The organism is Flavobacterium sp. (genome assembly GCF_965277525.1).
In the GTDB taxonomy this organism is placed as follows: Bacteria; Bacteroidota; Bacteroidia; order Flavobacteriales; family Flavobacteriaceae; genus Flavobacterium.
This window is the reverse complement of sequence record NZ_CBDIDC010000006.1, coordinates 164933-183553: the sequence shown is the minus strand read 5'-3', so window position 1 is coordinate 183553 and position 18621 is coordinate 164933. Positions and strand designations below refer to the sequence as shown.

General features: G+C 32.0%; 17 protein-coding genes. 15 read left to right on the top strand and 2 right to left on the bottom strand.

Annotation, left to right across the window (positions count from 1 at the left end):
• Window positions 1–32: 32 nt before the first annotated feature.
• Together ACQY44_RS16120 and ctlX are read left to right on the top strand one after the other, a co-directional pair.
• Window positions 33–947, top strand: coding sequence for a dimethylarginine dimethylaminohydrolase family protein (locus tag ACQY44_RS16120; RefSeq protein WP_428231356.1), 915 nt, complete (start codon window positions 33–35; stop codon window positions 945–947).
• A 74-nt stretch (window positions 948–1021) separates the two neighbouring features.
• The gene (gene ctlX / locus ACQY44_RS16115) at window positions 1022–1957 is read left to right on the top strand and encodes a citrulline utilization hydrolase CtlX (protein WP_428231355.1); all 936 of its coding nucleotides are present in this window, start codon (window positions 1022–1024) and stop codon (window positions 1955–1957) included.
• Window positions 1958–2040: 83 nt separating this feature from the next.
• On the opposite strand, the gene ACQY44_RS16110 is transcribed toward ctlX, so the two are convergent.
• Both ACQY44_RS16110 and ACQY44_RS16105 read right to left on the bottom strand, forming a co-directional pair.
• Complete coding sequence (locus ACQY44_RS16110; protein ID WP_428231354.1) at window positions 2041–2448, bottom strand: XRE family transcriptional regulator; 408 nt, start codon at window positions 2446–2448, stop codon at window positions 2041–2043.
• A 278-nt stretch (window positions 2449–2726) separates the two neighbouring features.
• Entirely contained in the window at window positions 2727–3356 is a 630-nt protein-coding gene (locus tag ACQY44_RS16105; protein WP_428231353.1) for a MarC family NAAT transporter, read from the bottom strand.
• A 152-nt stretch (window positions 3357–3508) separates the two neighbouring features.
• On the opposite strand from ACQY44_RS16105, the gene ACQY44_RS16100 reads away from it, so the two are divergent.
• The 13 genes from ACQY44_RS16100 to ACQY44_RS16040 all read left to right on the top strand — a co-directional run bounded on the left by ACQY44_RS16100 (window position 3509) and on the right by ACQY44_RS16040 (window position 18616).
• On the top strand, window positions 3509–3874 hold the full coding sequence (locus tag ACQY44_RS16100) for a CoA-binding protein (protein ID WP_271334619.1): 366 nt from the start codon (window positions 3509–3511) through the stop codon (window positions 3872–3874).
• A gap of 198 nt (window positions 3875–4072) precedes the next feature.
• Window positions 4073–4693 (top strand): recombination mediator RecR, encoded by a 621-nt coding sequence (gene recR, locus ACQY44_RS16095; protein ID WP_428231352.1) that lies wholly within the window; start codon window positions 4073–4075, stop codon window positions 4691–4693.
• A gap of 70 nt (window positions 4694–4763) precedes the next feature.
• Window positions 4764–5552 carry a polysaccharide biosynthesis/export family protein gene (locus ACQY44_RS16090; protein WP_428231351.1) on the top strand — a complete coding sequence of 263 codons (789 nt, stop codon included), beginning with the start codon at window positions 4764–4766 and terminating at the stop codon, window positions 5550–5552.
• Window positions 5553–5561: 9 nt separating this feature from the next.
• Entirely contained in the window at window positions 5562–8009 is a 2448-nt protein-coding gene (locus ACQY44_RS16085; RefSeq protein ID WP_428231350.1) for a polysaccharide biosynthesis tyrosine autokinase, read from the top strand.
• A gap of 9 nt (window positions 8010–8018) precedes the next feature.
• Window positions 8019–9002, top strand: a complete 984-nt coding sequence (locus tag ACQY44_RS16080; protein WP_428231349.1) for an SDR family oxidoreductase — start codon at window positions 8019–8021, stop codon at window positions 9000–9002.
• 26 nt (window positions 9003–9028) lie between these two features.
• On the top strand, window positions 9029–10420 hold the full coding sequence (locus tag ACQY44_RS16075) for a UDP-glucose 6-dehydrogenase (protein ID WP_428231348.1): 1392 nt from the start codon (window positions 9029–9031) through the stop codon (window positions 10418–10420).
• 84 nt (window positions 10421–10504) lie between these two features.
• A complete protein-coding gene (locus ACQY44_RS16070) occupies window positions 10505–10972 on the top strand; it encodes a UpxY family transcription antiterminator (protein ID WP_428231347.1) in 468 nt (155 codons plus the stop codon).
• A 270-nt stretch (window positions 10973–11242) separates the two neighbouring features.
• Entirely contained in the window at window positions 11243–12556 is a 1314-nt protein-coding gene (locus ACQY44_RS16065) for a nucleotide sugar dehydrogenase (RefSeq protein WP_428231346.1), read from the top strand.
• Between the two features lie 10 nt (window positions 12557–12566).
• The gene (locus ACQY44_RS16060; protein WP_428231345.1) at window positions 12567–12989 is read left to right on the top strand and encodes an adenylyltransferase/cytidyltransferase family protein; all 423 of its coding nucleotides are present in this window, start codon (window positions 12567–12569) and stop codon (window positions 12987–12989) included.
• Window positions 12990–12995: 6 nt separating this feature from the next.
• A complete protein-coding gene (locus tag ACQY44_RS16055) occupies window positions 12996–13997 on the top strand; it encodes a mannose-1-phosphate guanylyltransferase (RefSeq protein ID WP_428231344.1) in 1002 nt (333 codons plus the stop codon).
• A 5-nt stretch (window positions 13998–14002) separates the two neighbouring features.
• The gene (gene rfbB / locus ACQY44_RS16050; protein ID WP_428231343.1) at window positions 14003–15049 is read left to right on the top strand and encodes a dTDP-glucose 4,6-dehydratase; all 1047 of its coding nucleotides are present in this window, start codon (window positions 14003–14005) and stop codon (window positions 15047–15049) included.
• Window positions 15050–15096: 47 nt separating this feature from the next.
• Complete coding sequence (locus ACQY44_RS16045; protein WP_428231342.1) at window positions 15097–17541, top strand: SLBB domain-containing protein; 2445 nt, start codon at window positions 15097–15099, stop codon at window positions 17539–17541.
• A gap of 7 nt (window positions 17542–17548) precedes the next feature.
• Window positions 17549–18616, top strand: a complete 1068-nt coding sequence (locus tag ACQY44_RS16040) for a Wzz/FepE/Etk N-terminal domain-containing protein (RefSeq protein WP_428231341.1) — start codon at window positions 17549–17551, stop codon at window positions 18614–18616.
• Window positions 18617–18621: the final 5 nt, after the last annotated feature.

The following is an 18621-nucleotide window of genomic DNA, read 5'->3' as shown; positions in this document are numbered from 1 at the left end:
TTTTTTATCTTTGGCCAAAATATAATAAAGTTATGTTGCAATTAAATATAAAGAACGAAACATCAAGATTGCGTGCTGTAGTTTTGGGTTCTGCTGTTCATAATGGGCCCACTCCATCTCTGGATGAAGCCTATGATCCTAAATCATTGGAGCATATTAAAGCCGGAACTTATCCTGTAGAAAAAGATATGGTTGTTGAAATGGAAGCTTTTAATGCTGTTTTTCAAAAATATGATGTAAAGGTTTATCGCCCGGAAATGATTGAGAACTATAATCAGATTTTTGCGAGAGATATTGGTTTTGTAATAGATGATATTTTTGTAAAATCTAATATTCTGCCTGATAGAGAACGCGAATTAGACGCGATTCAATATGTAATTGATCAGATGGATCCGCTGAAAGTCGTTCGTCCGCCAGAGGAAGTTCATATCGAAGGTGGAGATGTTATGCTTTGGAATGATCATATCTTTATTGGTACTTATAAAGGAAGTGATTATAAAGATTACATTACAGCAAGAACAAATATGCACGGTGTTAATTTTATTAAAGAATTGTTTCCGAATAAAATTGTAAAGGAGTTTGATTTGGTAAAATCCAAATTAGAAGCTCGTGATAATGCGTTACATCTTGATTGTTGTTTTCAGCCAGTAGGAAAAGATAAAGGGATTATTTATAAAAGAGGTTTCCGCGAAGAAGCAGATTATATGTATCTGGTAAATCTTTTTGGAAAAGAGAATCTATTCCATATTGAAAGAAACGAAATGTACAACATGTTTTCGAACGTGTTTTCTATAGATGAAAATGTAGTCGTTTCAGAGAAAAATTTTACGCGATTAAACAATTGGTTACGTGCAAATGGTTTTACTGTTGAGGAAATTCCTTATGCTGAAATCGCTAAACAAGAAGGTTTGTTGAGATGTTCGACTTTGCCATTAATTAGAGACTAAAAAAGTTTCAGGTTTAAAGTTTTAGGTTACTGTAGCGTGAAACCTGAAACTTGAAACAAAAAAACATAAAGATTATGAAACAAACGACAAATGCAATTGTAATGATTCGGCCAATTGCCTTCAGAATGAATGAGCAAACTGCCGTGAATAATTATTACCAAAAAGTATTAGACGGACTTTTGCCAAGTACTGTAAATGCAAAAGCGCAACAAGAATTTGATACTTTCGTAGAAAAGCTAAGAGCTGTTGGAGTTGATGTGACAGTTATTGATGATACTTTAGAAACAGATACTCCGGACAGTATTTTTCCAAACAATTGGGTTTCTTTTCATGAAAATGGAGATGTAGCACTTTATCCCATGTTTGCCGAAAATCGTCGACAGGAACGTCGCGAAGATATTTTGGATACCCTTGAAGATAAAGGCTTCGAAATTTCTAATATAATGGATTATACATCAGCGGAAGAAGATGGTTTTTTTCTTGAAGGAACCGGAAGTTTACTTTTAGATCGTGCGAATGCAAAAGCATATTGTGCATTGTCACCAAGAGCTGATGAAGAGTTATTTATAGAATTTTGTGAAGATTTCGATTATGCCCCGGTTATTTTTGAAGCTTTCCAGACAGTTGACGGAGAACGTAAATTGATCTATCATACCAATGTTATGATGTGTTTAGGTGAAACTTTTGCAGTTATCTGTGCAGATTGTATAGATGATAAAAAAGAGCGTAAAATGGTTCTTGAAAACCTAAAGGCAGATAAAAAAGAAATTATTCTAATTACCGAGGCTCAAGTAAATAATTTTGCAGGTAATATGTTAGAAGTCCGAGGAACAAATGATAAAAAATATGTTGTCATGAGTACATCAGCACATCAGAGCTTAACCCCAAAACAAATTACTCAATTAGAAAATCATGCTGAAATTTTAAGTTCAAGTCTGGATACAATTGAAGCTTGTGGAGGTGGAAGTGCAAGATGTATGATGGCCGAAGTATTTTTGCCAAGAAGTTAAAAGCGGAACAATAAAATTTCATAAATAAAGGCTCAACTATTTGGTTGAGCCTTTTGTTATTTATTATGAATAAGAATTTAATATTATTTGTTGATTGATTTTTCAAGCCTTGCCATCATTTCATCTTTTTCTTTCAGCATACGCTCGTATAACGCAATTTTTTCTTCGTGTAGTTTTAAAACCTCTTTTAAAGGGTTAAATATTGGATGAAGATTAATTGCAGAAGCTCCATCTTTAAAATCTGAAAATGTATTAGAAATAATATTTACTGCCTGTTCCTCATCAAAGTTCTGAAACGCTTCTACAGGAATTTTTAATGCATGTGAGATTTGATCAAGTATATCATCTTCAATTATATCTTTTTGCTCAAGCATAGAGATTTTCTTTTGATTCCATTCATTTCCCAGATCAAAAGTTAATGACTCCTGTTTGATACCGAGCATTTCTCTGAAACGTTTTACGTTTCTTCCCTGATGTATTTTTTGTTCCATTAATGAATATAAATTTTCTGAAGGCTTAAAGATAAAGCCATTTGGATTAAAAATTATGATTTCAAAGATAAAAAAATATCCCGTAAAACATCCGTTTTGTCAGATATTATATCTGTATTTGGAATAGATTATCCTTTCAAAGAATGGAACTTTACGAGTTAATTGTAAATGTTCTGACGATATAGCTTTTAAAATTTTAAAATGTCAAAAGGGATACAATTGAATCCCCTAAAGAATAGATGCTATCTATTGGCGTTTTTTTTATGAAATAAAGGTATTTACATCAAATTTCCCTTTACGATATTAATTATAGAACTCACGATATATTGTATTCCGATTGAAATAACTATAAAACCAACAATTCTCGAAATGGCTACAATTCCTGATGCTCCTAAAATTCGGGCTAAATAATGTGCGCTTTTAAGAATAGCGAAAATTGCTATTGCAATGGCAAAAATTGCTAAAGAAGAAAAAGCCATTTCTTCCATTCCACTGTGTTCCTGATGAAAAGCAATTAATAAAGATATTGATCCGGGACCAGCTAACATTGGGATAGCTAATGGAGTAAGGGCGATATCATTTCGTTGTTGAACTTCATTTTCAATTTTTTTATTGATTCCTCGTTTTTTATTGAATTTCCCGGAAAGCAATGAGAAGCCTGAATTTACAATTACAATTCCTCCGGCTATTCGAAGTGCATCAATACTAATTCCAAAAAATGACAGAACATATTGACCGATAAAAAAGGAAACGATCAAAATGATGAAAACATTTATTGCTGTCCAGAGTGAAATACGGGAACGTTCTTTTTGAGAGTCATGTTGCGTTAGCCCAACAAAAATTGGTACTGTGCCAATTGGGTTTAATACCGAAAAAAGAGCTGCAAATAAATAAATGAATAAATCCATACTGTTTTAGTTAATGAAGTAAAAATAGTCAATTTTTGATATCTCAAGCCAAATTCATAATAGGATATTGTTTTTTGTTGCTATTAATTCTGTATCCATAACCTAAACTAAGCTCATTCTTTTTGATTACTTTTGTGACATATTTAAAAATGATGAAAAATAAAAAAACTTTAGTTCTGGGTGCTACCACGAAACCAGATCGTTACGCTTTTAAGGCTATCAATATGTTGGTAGAAAAAGGACATACTGTTTTGGCAATTGGTCAAAATACAGGTGAAGTTGCTGGTGTAAAAATTTACACTAAGGCAATTCCGGTAAAAAATATTGATACAGTTACTTTATATTTAAATCCTGCTCGTCAACGTGATTATTATAATTATATAATAGAAGCGCAACCTAAGAGAGTAGTTTTTAACCCTGGGACAGAAAACCCGGAATTCTATCAATTATTAGAATTGAATAATATTAAGGCTGAAGTTGCCTGTACCTTGGTTTTATTGGCAACAAATCAATATTGATTTTTTAGGAAATATTTAGTTCATCAGTTCGCTGTTGCTCGTGTCCGGCTTTATGCTATATCTTTTATGTCCGCCGCGGCGGACACAAAAGTATTTCGCTTCGCTCTGGAAATAACATCATAAATTGCATTTAATATACCATGGAATATAACTTGCTGTCAAGTTTACTAAACCATTAAAAATATTACTTTTGTCGTCATGGAATTTTCATCAAAATTAATTGAAAAAGCAGTCAACGAAATGTCGCAATTACCTGGAATTGGTAAGCGCACGGCGTTACGATTGGTTTTGCATTTATTAAAGCAGCCCAAAGAACAAACAGGTTTTTTATCCCAGGCATTACTGAATATGCGTGCAGATATAAAATTTTGTGAAAGTTGCCATAATATCTCGGATACAAAAGTGTGTGAAATATGCGCAAATGCAGTGAGAAATCATCAGACTATTTGTGTGGTAGAGGATATTCGTGATGTAATGGCTATTGAAAACACTGGACAATATAAAGGGATTTATCATGTTTTAGGTGGGAAGATTTCACCGATCGAAGGTGTTGGTCCAAGTCAGTTGAATATTTCGAGTTTAGTCGAAAAAGTAAAATCCGGTAAAGTTGTCGAAATTATTTTTGCATTAAGTTCGACGATGGAAGGTGACACGACAAATTTTTATATCTATAAACAAATTGCCGAATCAGAAATTATAATTTCTACAATTGCAAGAGGAATATCAGTAGGTGATGAATTAGAATACGCAGACGAAATAACACTCGGAAGAAGTATTTTACATCGTGTTCCGTTTGAAAAAACTTTCAAAAACAATTAAATAAAACCAAATAACACTTAGATTTTCTGAAGATTAAAGGAAAAGCTATATTTGCGATAAAATTTTAATAATGACAAAAAACGGTTTTTATATATTATTGCTAATTAGCGTGTTGTTTACATCTTGTATTCCTGTAAAAGATTTGGTGTATTTGCAAGATAAAAATACTTCGGAGGAGCAAAGTACAGTTTCTGCAGTAGAATCGAAACCTTATAGATTACAGGTAAATGATGTTTTGAGTGTTGATATAAAAGCAATTGATCCAAAATTAGTATCGATTTTTAATACAAGTCAAAATTCTGTAGCAGGAAAATCTGAATCAGATTTGTACTTTAACGGATTTACAATCGATGATCACGGAAATATTAGAATGCCGATTTTAGGTGAAATCAATGTGATAGGGTATACTCTTGAGGAAGTTCGGATTAAGATTGAGAAAAAATTACTGGAAGAATATTTTAAAAGAGAAGCTAATATTTTTGTTACTGTAAAATTAGCAGGTTTTAAATATACGATAAACGGAGAAGTGGGGAGTACGGGAACTAAGACCTTGTTTCAGGAACATGTAAATATTATGGAGGCTATCGCAAATGCCGGAGATATAACCATAACCGGAAATAGGAAAGCAGTAACTGTAATTCGTCAAACACCAACAGGTGTACAAATAAATGATTTAGATTTGACCGATGTCAATGTAATGAAATCGCCCTATTATTATTTGCAGCCTAATGATTATGTTTATGTAAAACCGCTTAAACAAAAAACTTGGGGGACAGGAAAGACCGGTATAGAATCTATTACTACAATTGTTACGGTTTTATCATTAGCTACAACGGTTTTTTTATTGCTAAAAAATTAAATTCAAAAGATGTTAGATATAAAAGATTTTTCCATTTTTGAAAATCATTCAAATTTTGATTTTAAGGGATTTTTATTAAAAATACTCAGTTATTGGAAATGGTTTTTAGCTAGTTTGATAATAGCTTTTACAATTGCATATCAGGTAAATATTCGTAAGGAAAAAATTTACGCTATGCAGACAATGGTTTCTATTAAAGAAGAAAGAAATCCATTTTTTACTTCAAATACCAGTTTAGTTTTTAATTGGGGAGGCGTTTCGGATCAGGTAAACGGAATTTCGACTATCATACAATCCAGATCACACAACGAATTAGTTGTAGATAAATTACAATTTTATATTGATTATTTGGTACAAGGAAAATATAGCTTAATTGATTCCTATGGTGCTGTTCCTTTTTATGTAAATATTGATAAAACAAAAGCTCAGCTTGCAAATACATTAATTGGTATTAAATTCTTGAGTGCAAATGAATATGAAGTCAGAATTCCTTTTGAAAATAACTCGGTTTCATTAATTACATATTCTAATAATTTATACAGTAATACTGCTGTTCAGCCAGTAGAATTTGTAAAAAAGTATAAAGTTGGAGAACAAGTCTCGTTGCCTTTTTTAAACTGGAAGTTGCAAATAAATGATAATCCGGGTTTGTATACCGGAAACGAATATTTTGTGAGATTCAATGATTTTGATGGGACAGTATCAGGTTATAGAGGAGTAAACGTTAGTTCTGATGATAAAGGAGGTTCAATATTAACTTTGAGTATGCAGGGTACAAATAAGGCCAGAATGGTCGAATATTTGAATGCTACAGTAAAAATGTTAATTAAACTTCAGCTTGACGGAAAAAATCAGTTTGCAACGAATACCATTAGATTTATAGATAGTACTCTTGTAGCAATGGAGTTACAATTGAAAGAAACAGGCAGTGAACTAAAATCATTCAGAAAAGATAAGAATATTTATCAAATTGAAGGAGGAGGAGCAAAGTTTTCGGATAAAATAATGGATTTTGATGTTGAGAAAGATCAGGTAACCAGAAAGATAGCTTATTACAATTCTTTAAAATCATATTTAAATAATAGCATTGATTATTCAAGATTGCCCGCTCCTTCTGTTGCCGGAATTGAGGATCCAAACGTTGTTGTAAATGTTTCAAAACTTATTGCGCTTTCGACTCAAAGATCAGAAATGGCTTATGCTGTAAAAAGTGATAAGATTTTTAAAGATTTTGACAATCAAATGCAAGCTGTTAAAAATGTTTTGCTGGAAAATATTGCTTCTGCAAAAGGATCTTTAATGACAGATTTGGCAATGGTGAATGCTAAAATTGGTCAGGCTGAGAGTACTGTTAAAAGACTTCCGGAAGAACAGCAGGAATTATTAAAGATTCAGAGGAAATATGATTTAAGTGATAACATCTATACTGAATTTCTCAAAAAAAGAAATGAAGCAGAGATTGTAAAAGCGTCTAATTTATCGGATATTCATTTTATAGATCCTGCAAAAGATATAGGAGGCGGATTAATTGGTCCAAAGACCTCAGTAAATTATATATTAGCTCTTTTCTTGGGGATTCTGATACCTTTGTTATTTGTTTTTGGAATCTTCTTCATTAATAATGCAATTCAAAATGCTGAGGATATTAGTAAATTAACACAGATACCATTGATTGGTATAATTGGGGTTAATAAAGATTCTTTGAACTTAGCAGTATTTGATAAGCCAAAATCAGCACTTTCAGAGGCATTTCGTACTATTCGTTCCTCATTGCAGTTTTTGTACAAAAAACAACAGGTTAGTGGTTCGAAAACTTTGATGATAACTTCGTCTATAAGTGGTGAGGGAAAAACATTTTGCTCCATAAATATTGCTACAGTTTTTGCTTTAAGCGAAAAGAAAACGGTTATTATAGGTTTAGATTTAAGAAAGCCAAGACTGGCAGATGAGTTTAATTTGAAAAATCAAACTGGAGTTGTGAATTATTTGATCAAACAAAATAGTTTGACTGAAATTACAAATTCAACACAAATTCCTAATCTTGACGTTATACTCTCCGGACCAATTCCGCCAAATCCGTCAGAACTTATTTTGAGTGATGCAATGAAAGAATTAATCATCGAGCTGAAACAAAAATATGATTATATTATTCTTGACACACCTCCTGTTGGATTGGTGTCAGATGCTTTAGAATTAGCACAGTATGCAGATGTTACTCTTTATATAGTAAGACAAAATTATACTAAAAAGGATATGATAACCTTACTTAATACAAGAGTAAAAAGAGGTGAGCTTACAAATGCGAGTATTGTTTTGAATGGTTATGAGAATAAAGCGAAATATGGTACAGCTTATGGATATGGGTATGGTTATGGAGCTTATTCAAATGGATATCATGAAGAAGCGGAGAAATTAAGTTTCGGGAAAACAATTTTGAATAAATTCAAGAAAAAATAATTTGAAGCAATGAAAGGATCAACTCAAAATACAATTTTAATTACTGGTGGAGCAGGCTTTATTGGTTCAAATCTATCTGAATATTTTTTGGGATTGGGACATAAAGTAATCTGTCTCGATAATTTTGCGACTGGTCATCATCATAATTTGAAAGATTTTATCAATAATCCGAATTATAAATTAATTGAAGGAGATATTCGAAATATAAAAGATTGTATTTCGGCAGTTGAAGGCGTTGATTACGTTTTGCATCAGGCTGCTTTAGGTTCTGTTCCAAGATCGATTAACGACCCAATTACGACAAATGATGTCAATGTTTCTGGATTTTTGAATATGCTGGTTGCTTCTCGCGATGCAAAGATAAAACGCTTTATTTATGCGGCAAGTTCTTCTACATATGGAGATTCTGAAGGATTGCCGAAAGTAGAAGATGTAATTGGTAAGCCATTATCACCATATGCTATAACGAAGTATGTAAACGAGTTGTATGCTGAGATTTTTAGTAGAACTTATGGCTTGGAAACAATTGGATTACGTTATTTTAATGTTTTTGGAAGGAAACAAGATCCGAATGGAGCGTACGCTGCGGTAATTCCAAAATTTGTGATGCAGTTAATGAATCATGAAAGTCCTGTAATTAATGGTGATGGAAACTATTCTCGTGATTTTACTTATATCGATAATGTGATCCAGATGAATGAATTGGCAATGACAAGTCAGAATCCGGAAGCTGTAAACACAGTTTATAACACGGCATTTGGTGATAGAAATACATTGAATGATTTAGTTGGATATTTAAAAGAATATTTAGCTGAATTTGATTCCAAAATTGCCGATGTAGAAATTGTGTATGGAGCCAATAGAGCTGGTGATATTCCGCATTCATTGGCAAGTATTGATAAAGCAAAAACAATCTTAGGTTATAATCCAAAGTATTCTTTACAAGAGGGATTAAAAGAGGCTGTGAGTTGGTATTGGGATAATTTGAAATAAAATAAGGTTAAGATAATAATATATAAATGAAAATTACAAAGATTTGTTGCATTGGTGCAGGTTATGTTGGAGGTCCGACAATGGCTGTAATTGCGCAAAAATGCCCGCATATTCAAGTGACTGTTGTCGATTTGAATGAACAAAGAATTAAAGATTGGAATGATCCCAATACAGATAATATTCCGATTTATGAACCGGGTTTGTCAGAAATAGTTGCTGAAGCTAGAGGAAGAAATCTTTTCTTTTCAACTGAGGTGGAAAAAGCCATTGATGAGGCTCAGGTGATTTTTATATCGGTAAATACACCAACCAAAACCTACGGAAAAGGAAAAGGTATGGCTGCTGACTTAAAATATATTGAGCTTTGTGCAAGACAAATTGCCAAAGTAGCAAAACAAAATAAAATTGTAGTCGAAAAATCGACTTTACCAGTACGCACGGCCGAGGCTATAAAAAGTATTCTGGATAATACCGGGAATGGGGTTCAGTTTCAAATCTTATCAAATCCGGAATTTTTAGCTGAAGGAACTGCGGTTACCGATTTATTAAATCCGGATAGAATTTTAATTGGTGGAGATACAACGCCGGAAGGTCAAGAAGCAATTAATGCTTTAGTTGATGTTTATGCAAATTGGGTAAGTAAAGATAGAATTCTGACAACAAATGTTTGGTCATCAGAATTGTCTAAACTTACGGCTAATGCTTTTTTGGCACAACGAATTTCGTCTATTAATGCAATGTCTGAATTGTGCGAAAAGACTGGTGCTGATGTAAATGAAGTTGCAAAGGCAATTGGAATGGATAGCAGAATTGGTTCGAAATTTCTAAAAGCATCAGTTGGTTTTGGAGGTTCTTGTTTTCAAAAAGACATTTTAAATTTGGTTTATATTGCAAAATCATACGGATTAAACGAAGTTGCTGATTATTGGGAGCAGGTAATTATAATGAACGATCATCAAAAAAGAAGATTTTCAAATAAAATAGTTCAGACTTTATATAATACGGTAGCTGATAAGAAAATTACATTTTTAGGATGGGCCTTCAAGAAAGATACCAATGATACTCGTGAATCTGCTGCGATATATGTGGCAGATGATTTGATCAATGAACAGGCTAAGATTTCTGTTTATGATCCGAAAGTTTCGAGAAATAAAATGTTGAGTGATTTGGATTATTTAGAGACTAGAACTGGTGAAGAAAATAATAAAGCATTAGCAATATTTGATGATGCTTATGAAGCGTGTAAAGGAGCGCATGCAGTTGCAATTCTTACAGAGTGGGATGAATTTATTAATTATGATTGGCAAAAAATTTATGAATCAATGCATAAACCGGCCTTTGTTTTTGATGGAAGAAATATATTAAATGCAAAAGAATTAGAGTCGATAGGATTTATTTATAAAGGGATAGGTTCTTAGTTTGAAAAAATATTGAGGTAGAATTTAATATGAAATAAATAGAGAAAGATTGGCTTAAAATTTTTGTTTCAATATAAAGAAAAAATGAAGAATTGGTATGTGGTATATACAAAACCCAAGTGGGAAAAGAAAGTTGCAGAAAAGCTTAGTGAAATTGGGATAGAGTGTTATTGTCCTTTAATAACCCAAATTAAGCAATGGACAGATAGAAAAAAGAAAGTAGAAGTTCCTCTTTTTAATTCGTATGTATTTGTTCAATTAGAAGATGGTAATCGAAATTCTGTTTTTCAAATTTCCGGTGTTGTTCGATATTTATTTTGGTTAGGTAAACCTGCTATTGTTAAAGATGTAGAAATAGATATTATAAAAAATAGTCTTAAAGCTCCAAATATTAGTGACATTTCAGTAACATCCATCCAAGTTGGAGATCGTATAAAGTTAGAATCTGGCGCATTTAGCAATCAGGATGCAATAGTTCAGGAAATATCGAATACTTATTATACGTTAGTTTTGGAATCTTTAGGGTGTGTTCTTAAAATAAAATATAAATAATGTAGTTATATTGTGTAACTATTGGTAATAAACAGAAGGTAAAATTTCTTCAAATAGAGATTTTATTTTCTGTTTTTTTTATAACGTAAATTTTTACGTACTGATAGATAGAGTGTTGGTGCTTAGTGGTACTATTTATTTGTTAGTTTTTTCTGTATTACGGGAAACCGTATTGAATAAATTGACTTAATGTGCTATATTTGCCGAAAATGATTTTAGAGTATCTGTGTCCAATCTTTGTGACTCAGAGTGGCGAAGCCGTGAATTGTTATGACTGAAATGGATAAAAAAGATTATAAATTGAGCGAAAACATAAAAATAGCCATTATTGGTTTAGGTTATGTTGGTTTGCCCTTGGCTAGATTATTTGCAACGAAATATTCAGTTATTGGTTTTGATATTAATGAAGCCCGGGTAGCTTCATTAAAATCAGGTACAGATACAACGTTAGAAGTTGATGATGCTACTTTGCAAGCTGTTTTAGTGGATAATTCGACCGCTGAAGCTGGATTGTATTGCACCACTTCTTTAAATGATATTGCAGATTGTAATTATTTTATAGTTACAGTTCCTACTCCGGTAGATAAAAATAATAGACCTGATCTAAGTCCATTATATAAATCAAGTGAATCAGTTGGTAAAATTTTAAAAAAAGGAGATATCGTAATTTACGAGTCAACTGTTTATCCAGGTGTAACAGAAGAACAATGCGTTCCTGTTTTAGAAAAAGTTTCAGGATTAAAATTTAATGAAGACTTCTATGCGGGATATTCACCGGAAAGAATAAATCCAGGCGATAAAGAGCATACAGTCGAAAAAATATTAAAAGTTACTTCAGGTTCAACACCTGAAATTGGATTAAAAGTTGATGCTTTATATAAATCAGTGATTACGGCAGGAACACATTTAGCCCCAAGTATAAAAGTGGCGGAAGCTGCAAAAGTGATTGAGAACTCACAAAGAGACATTAATATTGCTTTTGTAAATGAATTGGCTAAAATATTCAATTTAATGAATATTGATACGCAGGAAGTATTAGCCGCCGCATCTACAAAATGGAACTTTTTACCATTTAAACCAGGATTAGTAGGAGGACACTGTATTGGCGTTGATCCCTATTATTTAGCACAAAGAGCTCAGGAATTCGGTTATCATCCTGAAATAATTCTAGCTGGACGACGTTTAAATGATAGTATGGGCGAATATGTTGCTTCACAAATAGTGAAGTTGATGATTAAAAAAGGAATTTCTGTTAATGGAGCAAATTTATTAATGCTTGGAATAACTTTTAAAGAAAATTGTCCTGATGTTCGTAATACCAAAATTGTAGATGTTATAAAAGCATTAAAAGAGTATGGTATTTTAGTGACAATATTTGATCCGCTTGCTAATGTGAATGATGTAAAAAAAGAATATAATTTAATAACAATTAATAGTACTCCAAACGATAAATTTGACGCGCTAGTCTTAGGAGTAGCACATGCTGAATTTTTAAAGCTGAATTTTGCCGAGTTGCAAAATGAGAATAGTTTAATATATGATGTAAAAGGGGTTTTAGGAACTATAGCAGATAACAGGCTTTAATTAATAAATTATGAAAGTAGGAATAACTTTTAGTGCTTTTGATTTACTGCATGCTGGACATATTAAAATGTTAGAAGAAGCAAAAAGAGAATGCGATTATTTGATAGTAGGTTTGCAAACAGATCCAACACTTGATCGTCCTGAAAAAAATAGCCCTTCCCAGACGGTAGTTGAAAGATATATACAATTAAAAGGCTGTAAATTTGTAGATGAAATTGTTCCTTATGCAACAGAACAGGATCTCGAAGATATTTTACGTTCCTTTAAAATAGATGTACGTATTATTGGTAATGAATATCGCGAGAAAAATTTTACTGGACGTGATTATTGTGAACAAAAAGGAATAGCACTTTACTTTAATGTTCGAGATCATCGATTTTCAAGTAGTAATCTTAGAAAAGAGGTTGCTGAAAAACAATTAAAAAAAATATAATATTATATGGGAGTATCAGTAACTCACGTTATTTTAACTGGGGGTGTAGGAAGCAGATTATGGCCACTTTCAAGAAAAAGCCAACCTAAACAATATCTTGAAATCTTTGAAAATAAATCTTTATTTGAAATAACTGTCGATCGTAACAGTCATTTAGCAAATAAAGTAATGGTGGTAGGGAATGTGGATAATCATCACTTAAGCGGAAAAGTTATGGATAAAACCAAAACTTCTTACATAAATATAGTAGAGGCTACACCTAGAAATACTGCCGCAGCAATTGCTTTCGCTGCATTTGCGTCAAATCCGGATGATATCTTAATTGTAACTCCATCAGATCACATTATTGATAAAATAGAGGATTATAATAAAGCAATTAATGAAGCTATTTCAAAAGCTCAGGATGGTTTTATTGTGACTTTTGGAATTATTCCTACGAAGCCGGAAACAGGATATGGTTATATCGAGTCAAAAGGAGATAATGTAATTTCATTTCGCGAAAAACCAAATCAAACTACAGCTAAAGAATTTATTACTAAAGGAAACTTTTTATGGAATAGCGGAATGTTTTGCTTTAAGGCAAGCGTTCTTTTAGATGAATTGAAACAATTTCAACCAGATGTATATGAAAAATCTAAAGCTGTTTGGGAAGCAAGTGAAAATGGATTTTTAGATTTCAATTTGTCGTTAGAAATTCCATCAATAAGCATTGATTATGCAGTTATGGAACGCAGCAAAAAAATAAAGGTAGTACCTGCATCATTTTCTTGGTCTGATTTAGGATCTTTTGAGTCGGTTTATGATTATTTAGTTTCAAAAGGACATCCTACAGATAAAAATGGAAATATGGTAATTGGTTCTGGTAAGCATACTACTTTTCTGGGATTAAAAAACACTATTTTCGTGTACACCGATACAGCAAATTTAATTTTGCAAAAAGAAAACTCACAGGATGTTAAGGATATCTACAGTGAGTTGGAAAAAATAAATTCAGATTTATTAAATTGAGTAAAATGAAAAAAATTCTTATCACTGGCGGTGCCGGTTTTATTGGTTCACACGTAGTAAGACGTTTTGTAAACAAATATCCTGAGTATCAAATATTCAATTTAGATGCTTTGACTTATGCTGGTAATCTTGAGAATATTAAAGATATTGAAAATCAACCGAACTATTCTTTTATAAAGGGAGATATTGTTGATGAAGCTTTTATCAATGAACTTTTTTCATTGCATAATTTTGATGGTATTTTACATTTGGCAGCAGAATCTCATGTAGATCGTTCTATTGAAGATCCATTAGCATTTGTGAGAACAAATGTTATTGGAACTATGAATTTATTGAATGCAGCCAAAAATCAATGGAAAAATAATTTTAAAGGGAAACGTTTCTATCATATTAGTACAGATGAAGTCTATGGTTCACTAGGAGCAGAAGGACTTTTTACTGAAACTACTTCTTATGATCCTAATTCTCCTTATTCAGCTTCTAAAGCAAGCTCTGACCACTTTGTAAGAGCTTACGGGGAAACTTATGGATTACCTTATGTTTTAACGAATTGTTCCAATAATTACGGATCCTATCATTTTCCTGAAAAATTAATTCCGCTTTTTATAAATAATATTATAAATAATAAACCACTACCAGTTTATGGAGATGGTAATTATACCCGTGACTGGTTGTTTGTAGAAGATCATGCTATTGCGATAGATTTAGTTTTTCACGATGGTAAAAATCATGAGACTTATAATATTGGAGGTTTTAATGAATGGAAGAATATTGATCTGGTAAAATTATTATGTCAAATTATGGATCAAAAATTAGGTAGATCTGAAGGAGCTTCTCAAAATTTGATTACTTACGTTAAAGACCGTCCTGGGCATGATTTACGATATGCTATTGATGCTTCTAAAATTAATAAGGAATTAGGATGGAGACCTTCTGTTACTTTTGAGGAAGGTTTGGAAAAAACAATTAATTGGTATCTTAACAACGAAGAATGGTTACAAAATGTAACCTCTGGTTCTTATAAAGATTATTATCAAAAACAATACTCTTAAAAGCAAGTAGTTTTATTTAAACCAAATAGGTTAAATTATAATTTCATATGAAAAAAATAACATACGTTCTTACGCTGATTTTTATTTTATTATTGTCATTTAATGTAAATGCTCAGGATATACTTAAGTCTAAGGACTTAAGTACTGTTAAAGTCGATTATTTGTCTGATGATGATTTAGCTAAAATTAGTGCTCAATTAAAAAGCAATAATGCAACAATTGATAGTGTAGAATCAATGGTTTTGTCTAAAGGGATGACTCAAGCGGAGTTTAATAAGCTTAGAACTAAGCTTAATGAATATGAAAAGAAAAATTCAAAAGACGATTCAAAAGATAAAAATAAAGATAATAAACCAAAAATAGTAGATAAGGATTCGGATTTTGGAAGAAAACAGGAAAAAATTAAAAACGATAAAGTAAAAGATTCTATAAATGCTTTAATTTTCGGTTCTGAATTGTTTGATAATCCTACTTTAAATTTTGAACCGGATTTAAAGTTAGCCACTCCTATGAATTATGTCTTGGGACCAGGAGATGAATTGCAGATAAGTGTATATGGTGTTCAGGAATACAATGCCAGTATTCCAGTCAGCGTAGAAGGAAAGATAACGATAGATTACGTTGGTCAAATTTCGGTTTCGGGAATGTCAATCGAAGCAGCTACTCAAAAAATAAAAGCATCTATTGCAAGGGTTTATAGTACAGTAAGTTCCGGGCAATCACAAGTTAGTGTAAGTTTAAGTAGAATTCGTACCATTAAAATTACTATTGTAGGAGGAAAACAGCCAGGTAATTATTCTATTTCTTCTTTGGCAACAGTATATAATGCTTTGCATTTAGCGGGAGGACCGGGAAAGAATGGAAGTTATAGAAATATAGAATTAATTAGAAATAATAAAGTCTACAAAAATGTAGACATCTATAAGTTTTTGGTTAAAGGAGACCAATCTGATAATGTGAGTTTGAAAGATAATGATGTAATTCGAATTCCAGCTTATAGCCAGAGGGTTACAGTTGAGGGTGAGGTAAAACGTCCAGGGATTTTCGAGATGAAAAAAGGAGAAAAATTCTCTGATTTATTGAATTTTGCATCTGGTTTTAATGAATTTGCTTATACAGCTTCAGTAAATGTAATGCAGAAGACAGGAAAAGAATTCAAAGTGCATGATATAAATGAAAGCGAATATAATTCCTATTTACCACAATCTGGCGATGTGTTTAGGATTACTAAAATTTTAAACCGATTTGAGAACCGTATTAAAATCGAGGGTGCAGTTTTTAGACCGGACTATTACTCTTATAATGAAGGAATGCGAATTTCGGATCTTATTACAAGAGCAGAAGGTCTTAAAGAAGATGCTTATACAAAAAGAGCAAGGATAATTCGTTTAAAAACAGATTTGACTACAGAAATTGTAAATGTCGACTTAAGTGCGGCTTTATCAGGAGATTTAAATTCAGATATTGAATTAAAGAGAGAAGATATCGTGACAGTATATTCTATTTTAGATTTTAGAGAAGAATATAAGGTTACGATTGATGGAGAGGTTAAAAATCCAGGAGAATATGAATATTTTGAAAATTTGACATTAAATGATTTGGTGGTTCAGGTTGGTGGTCTTACAGGTTCAGCATCTAAAAGAGTTGAAATTGCAAGAATGGTAAAGTCTGATGTAATTGATGATGCCGATCCTAAACGTATCGAATTAGTAGAACTTGAAATTAGAGCGAACAATAATGAACAAATTAAAAATTTTGTTTTAAAGCCTTTTGACGTTATTAATATTCGAAGAATTGCAGTTTACGAAAAGCCAGAAATGGTTTTAGTTGTTGGAGCCGTAAGTTATCCGGGTAAGTATGTATTAGCGAATAAAAAAGAGACAGTGTATAACGTTGTTATGAGAGCTGGAGGACTAACATCTATTGCCAATTTAGATGGAATGAAAATTAAAAGACCTATTAAAAAAGAACAGATTGAACAATTAGAGCGCATTGATCTGAATTTATCAAAAAGTGATACTATTAAAGAAAAATTAAGTAAAAAGCTAAGTGAAGATTTAAAATATGTGACTATTCCTGTAAATTGGGAAAAAATTGTAAAGGATAAAAATCATTATTCAAATGTGACATTATTCCCGGGAGATGAGATAGAAGTAGCTGTTTATAATGAAGGGGTAAAAGTAACAGGGAATGTATTGCTGACTTCCGAAATACCATATCGAAGTGGAAAAGGGTTTAAGTATTATATTAATTCAGTAGGTGGTGTAGATAGTAAAGGATGGAAAAGAAAAGCTTATATTATTTATCCAAATGGAAAGGCTGCAGTGACAAGTTCTTTTTTATTTTTTAAATCTTATCCTCGAGTAGAGCCAGACTCACAAATTGTAGTTCCTGAAAAACCTGAAAAGAAAAAAATGAGTGCTGGAGAATGGGCTGGTCTTGGTACTGCCTTTGCGAGTTTAGCATTGTTAATTGTTACAGCTTTTAAATAAAATTTTAATGAATAACAAAATTACTGAAAATGATGAAATTTCATTAACGGAATTAATAGGAAAAGTCAAGGAATGGTATAATTATCTTCTTTTACAATGGAAAATAATACTGTTATCTGGAATATTTGGAGCGGGTTTGGGATTGTTTTATTCTTTTTCCAAAAAGCCAGTTTATACAGCTACATTATCTTTTGCGTTGGAAGATGATAAATCAGGAGGGCTAGGAGGTGCTTTTGGTTTGGCTAGTTCTTTTGGTTTAGATTTAGGTGGAAGCGGTGGAGGAATATTTGCAGGATCTAATTTAACAGAATTGTTTAAATCTAGATCGATGGTTGAGAAAACGTTACTTTCTCCAGTTATGTTTAATGGGAAAAATATTTCGTTAGCAGAAATGTATATTGAAAATAATAAATTGCGCAAAGATTGGGATAAAAAACCAAAATTTGCATCAATAAAATTTTCTCCTAATGCTGATCGTACCCATTTTACAAGATCACAGGATAGTATCTTAGGTGAAATTTATAAGGATTTGTCTAAGTCAGGATTATCTGTAGGTCAAAAAGATAAAAAAGTCTCAATTTTAAGTATTGATTTATCTTCTACAAATGAACAATTCGCAAAATTTTTTTGTGAGGCTTTAGCAAGGCAGGTAGGGCGCTTTTATATTGATACTAAAAGTAAAAAAGCTAGAATGAATATGCTGATTTTAGAACGTCAGGTCGATTCTATCCGTCGAGAGCTTAATAGCGCTATCACAGGAGTTGCAATAGCAACTGATAATACTTTTAGCTTAAATCCGGCACTTAATGCAAGAAGAGCACCATCAGCAAGAAGACAGGTAGATGTTCAGGCGAATACAGCTATATTAACGGAGTTGGTTAAACAATCAGAATTGGCTAAAGTGACATTACGTAAGGAAACTCCTTTGATTCAGATAATTGATAGACCAATTTTACCATTACCGAAAGAGCGCTTTGGTAAAGCAAAAGGAGTTTTTTTGGGAGGCACCTTAGCAGGCTTTTTAGTTGTCTTTTTTTTGATTTTAAAAAGAATATTTAAAGAATTAGCCAAATAAATTTT

What these genes read in the sequence shown, in the direction of transcription:
- ACQY44_RS16120 (WP_428231356.1), top strand. Translation starts at nt 33, where the DNA reads ATGTTGCAATTAAATATAAAGAACGAAACATCAAGATTGCGTGCTGTA.
- ctlX (WP_428231355.1), top strand. Translation starts at nt 1,022, where the DNA reads ATGAAACAAACGACAAATGCAATTGTAATGATTCGGCCAATTGCCTTC.
- ACQY44_RS16110 (WP_428231354.1), bottom strand. Translation starts at nt 2,448, where the DNA reads ATGGAACAAAAAATACATCAGGGAAGAAACGTAAAACGTTTCAGAGAA.
- ACQY44_RS16105 (WP_428231353.1), bottom strand. Translation starts at nt 3,356, where the DNA reads ATGGATTTATTCATTTATTTATTTGCAGCTCTTTTTTCGGTATTAAAC.
- ACQY44_RS16100 (WP_271334619.1), top strand. Translation starts at nt 3,509, where the DNA reads ATGAAAAATAAAAAAACTTTAGTTCTGGGTGCTACCACGAAACCAGAT.
- recR (WP_428231352.1), top strand. Translation starts at nt 4,073, where the DNA reads ATGGAATTTTCATCAAAATTAATTGAAAAAGCAGTCAACGAAATGTCG.
- ACQY44_RS16090 (WP_428231351.1), top strand. Translation starts at nt 4,764, where the DNA reads ATGACAAAAAACGGTTTTTATATATTATTGCTAATTAGCGTGTTGTTT.
- ACQY44_RS16085 (WP_428231350.1), top strand. Translation starts at nt 5,562, where the DNA reads ATGTTAGATATAAAAGATTTTTCCATTTTTGAAAATCATTCAAATTTT.
- ACQY44_RS16080 (WP_428231349.1), top strand. Translation starts at nt 8,019, where the DNA reads ATGAAAGGATCAACTCAAAATACAATTTTAATTACTGGTGGAGCAGGC.
- ACQY44_RS16075 (WP_428231348.1), top strand. Translation starts at nt 9,029, where the DNA reads ATGAAAATTACAAAGATTTGTTGCATTGGTGCAGGTTATGTTGGAGGT.
- ACQY44_RS16070 (WP_428231347.1), top strand. Translation starts at nt 10,505, where the DNA reads ATGAAGAATTGGTATGTGGTATATACAAAACCCAAGTGGGAAAAGAAA.
- ACQY44_RS16065 (WP_428231346.1), top strand. Translation starts at nt 11,243, where the DNA reads ATGACTGAAATGGATAAAAAAGATTATAAATTGAGCGAAAACATAAAA.
- ACQY44_RS16060 (WP_428231345.1), top strand. Translation starts at nt 12,567, where the DNA reads ATGAAAGTAGGAATAACTTTTAGTGCTTTTGATTTACTGCATGCTGGA.
- ACQY44_RS16055 (WP_428231344.1), top strand. Translation starts at nt 12,996, where the DNA reads ATGGGAGTATCAGTAACTCACGTTATTTTAACTGGGGGTGTAGGAAGC.
- rfbB (WP_428231343.1), top strand. Translation starts at nt 14,003, where the DNA reads ATGAAAAAAATTCTTATCACTGGCGGTGCCGGTTTTATTGGTTCACAC.
- ACQY44_RS16045 (WP_428231342.1), top strand. Translation starts at nt 15,097, where the DNA reads ATGAAAAAAATAACATACGTTCTTACGCTGATTTTTATTTTATTATTG.
- ACQY44_RS16040 (WP_428231341.1), top strand. Translation starts at nt 17,549, where the DNA reads ATGAATAACAAAATTACTGAAAATGATGAAATTTCATTAACGGAATTA.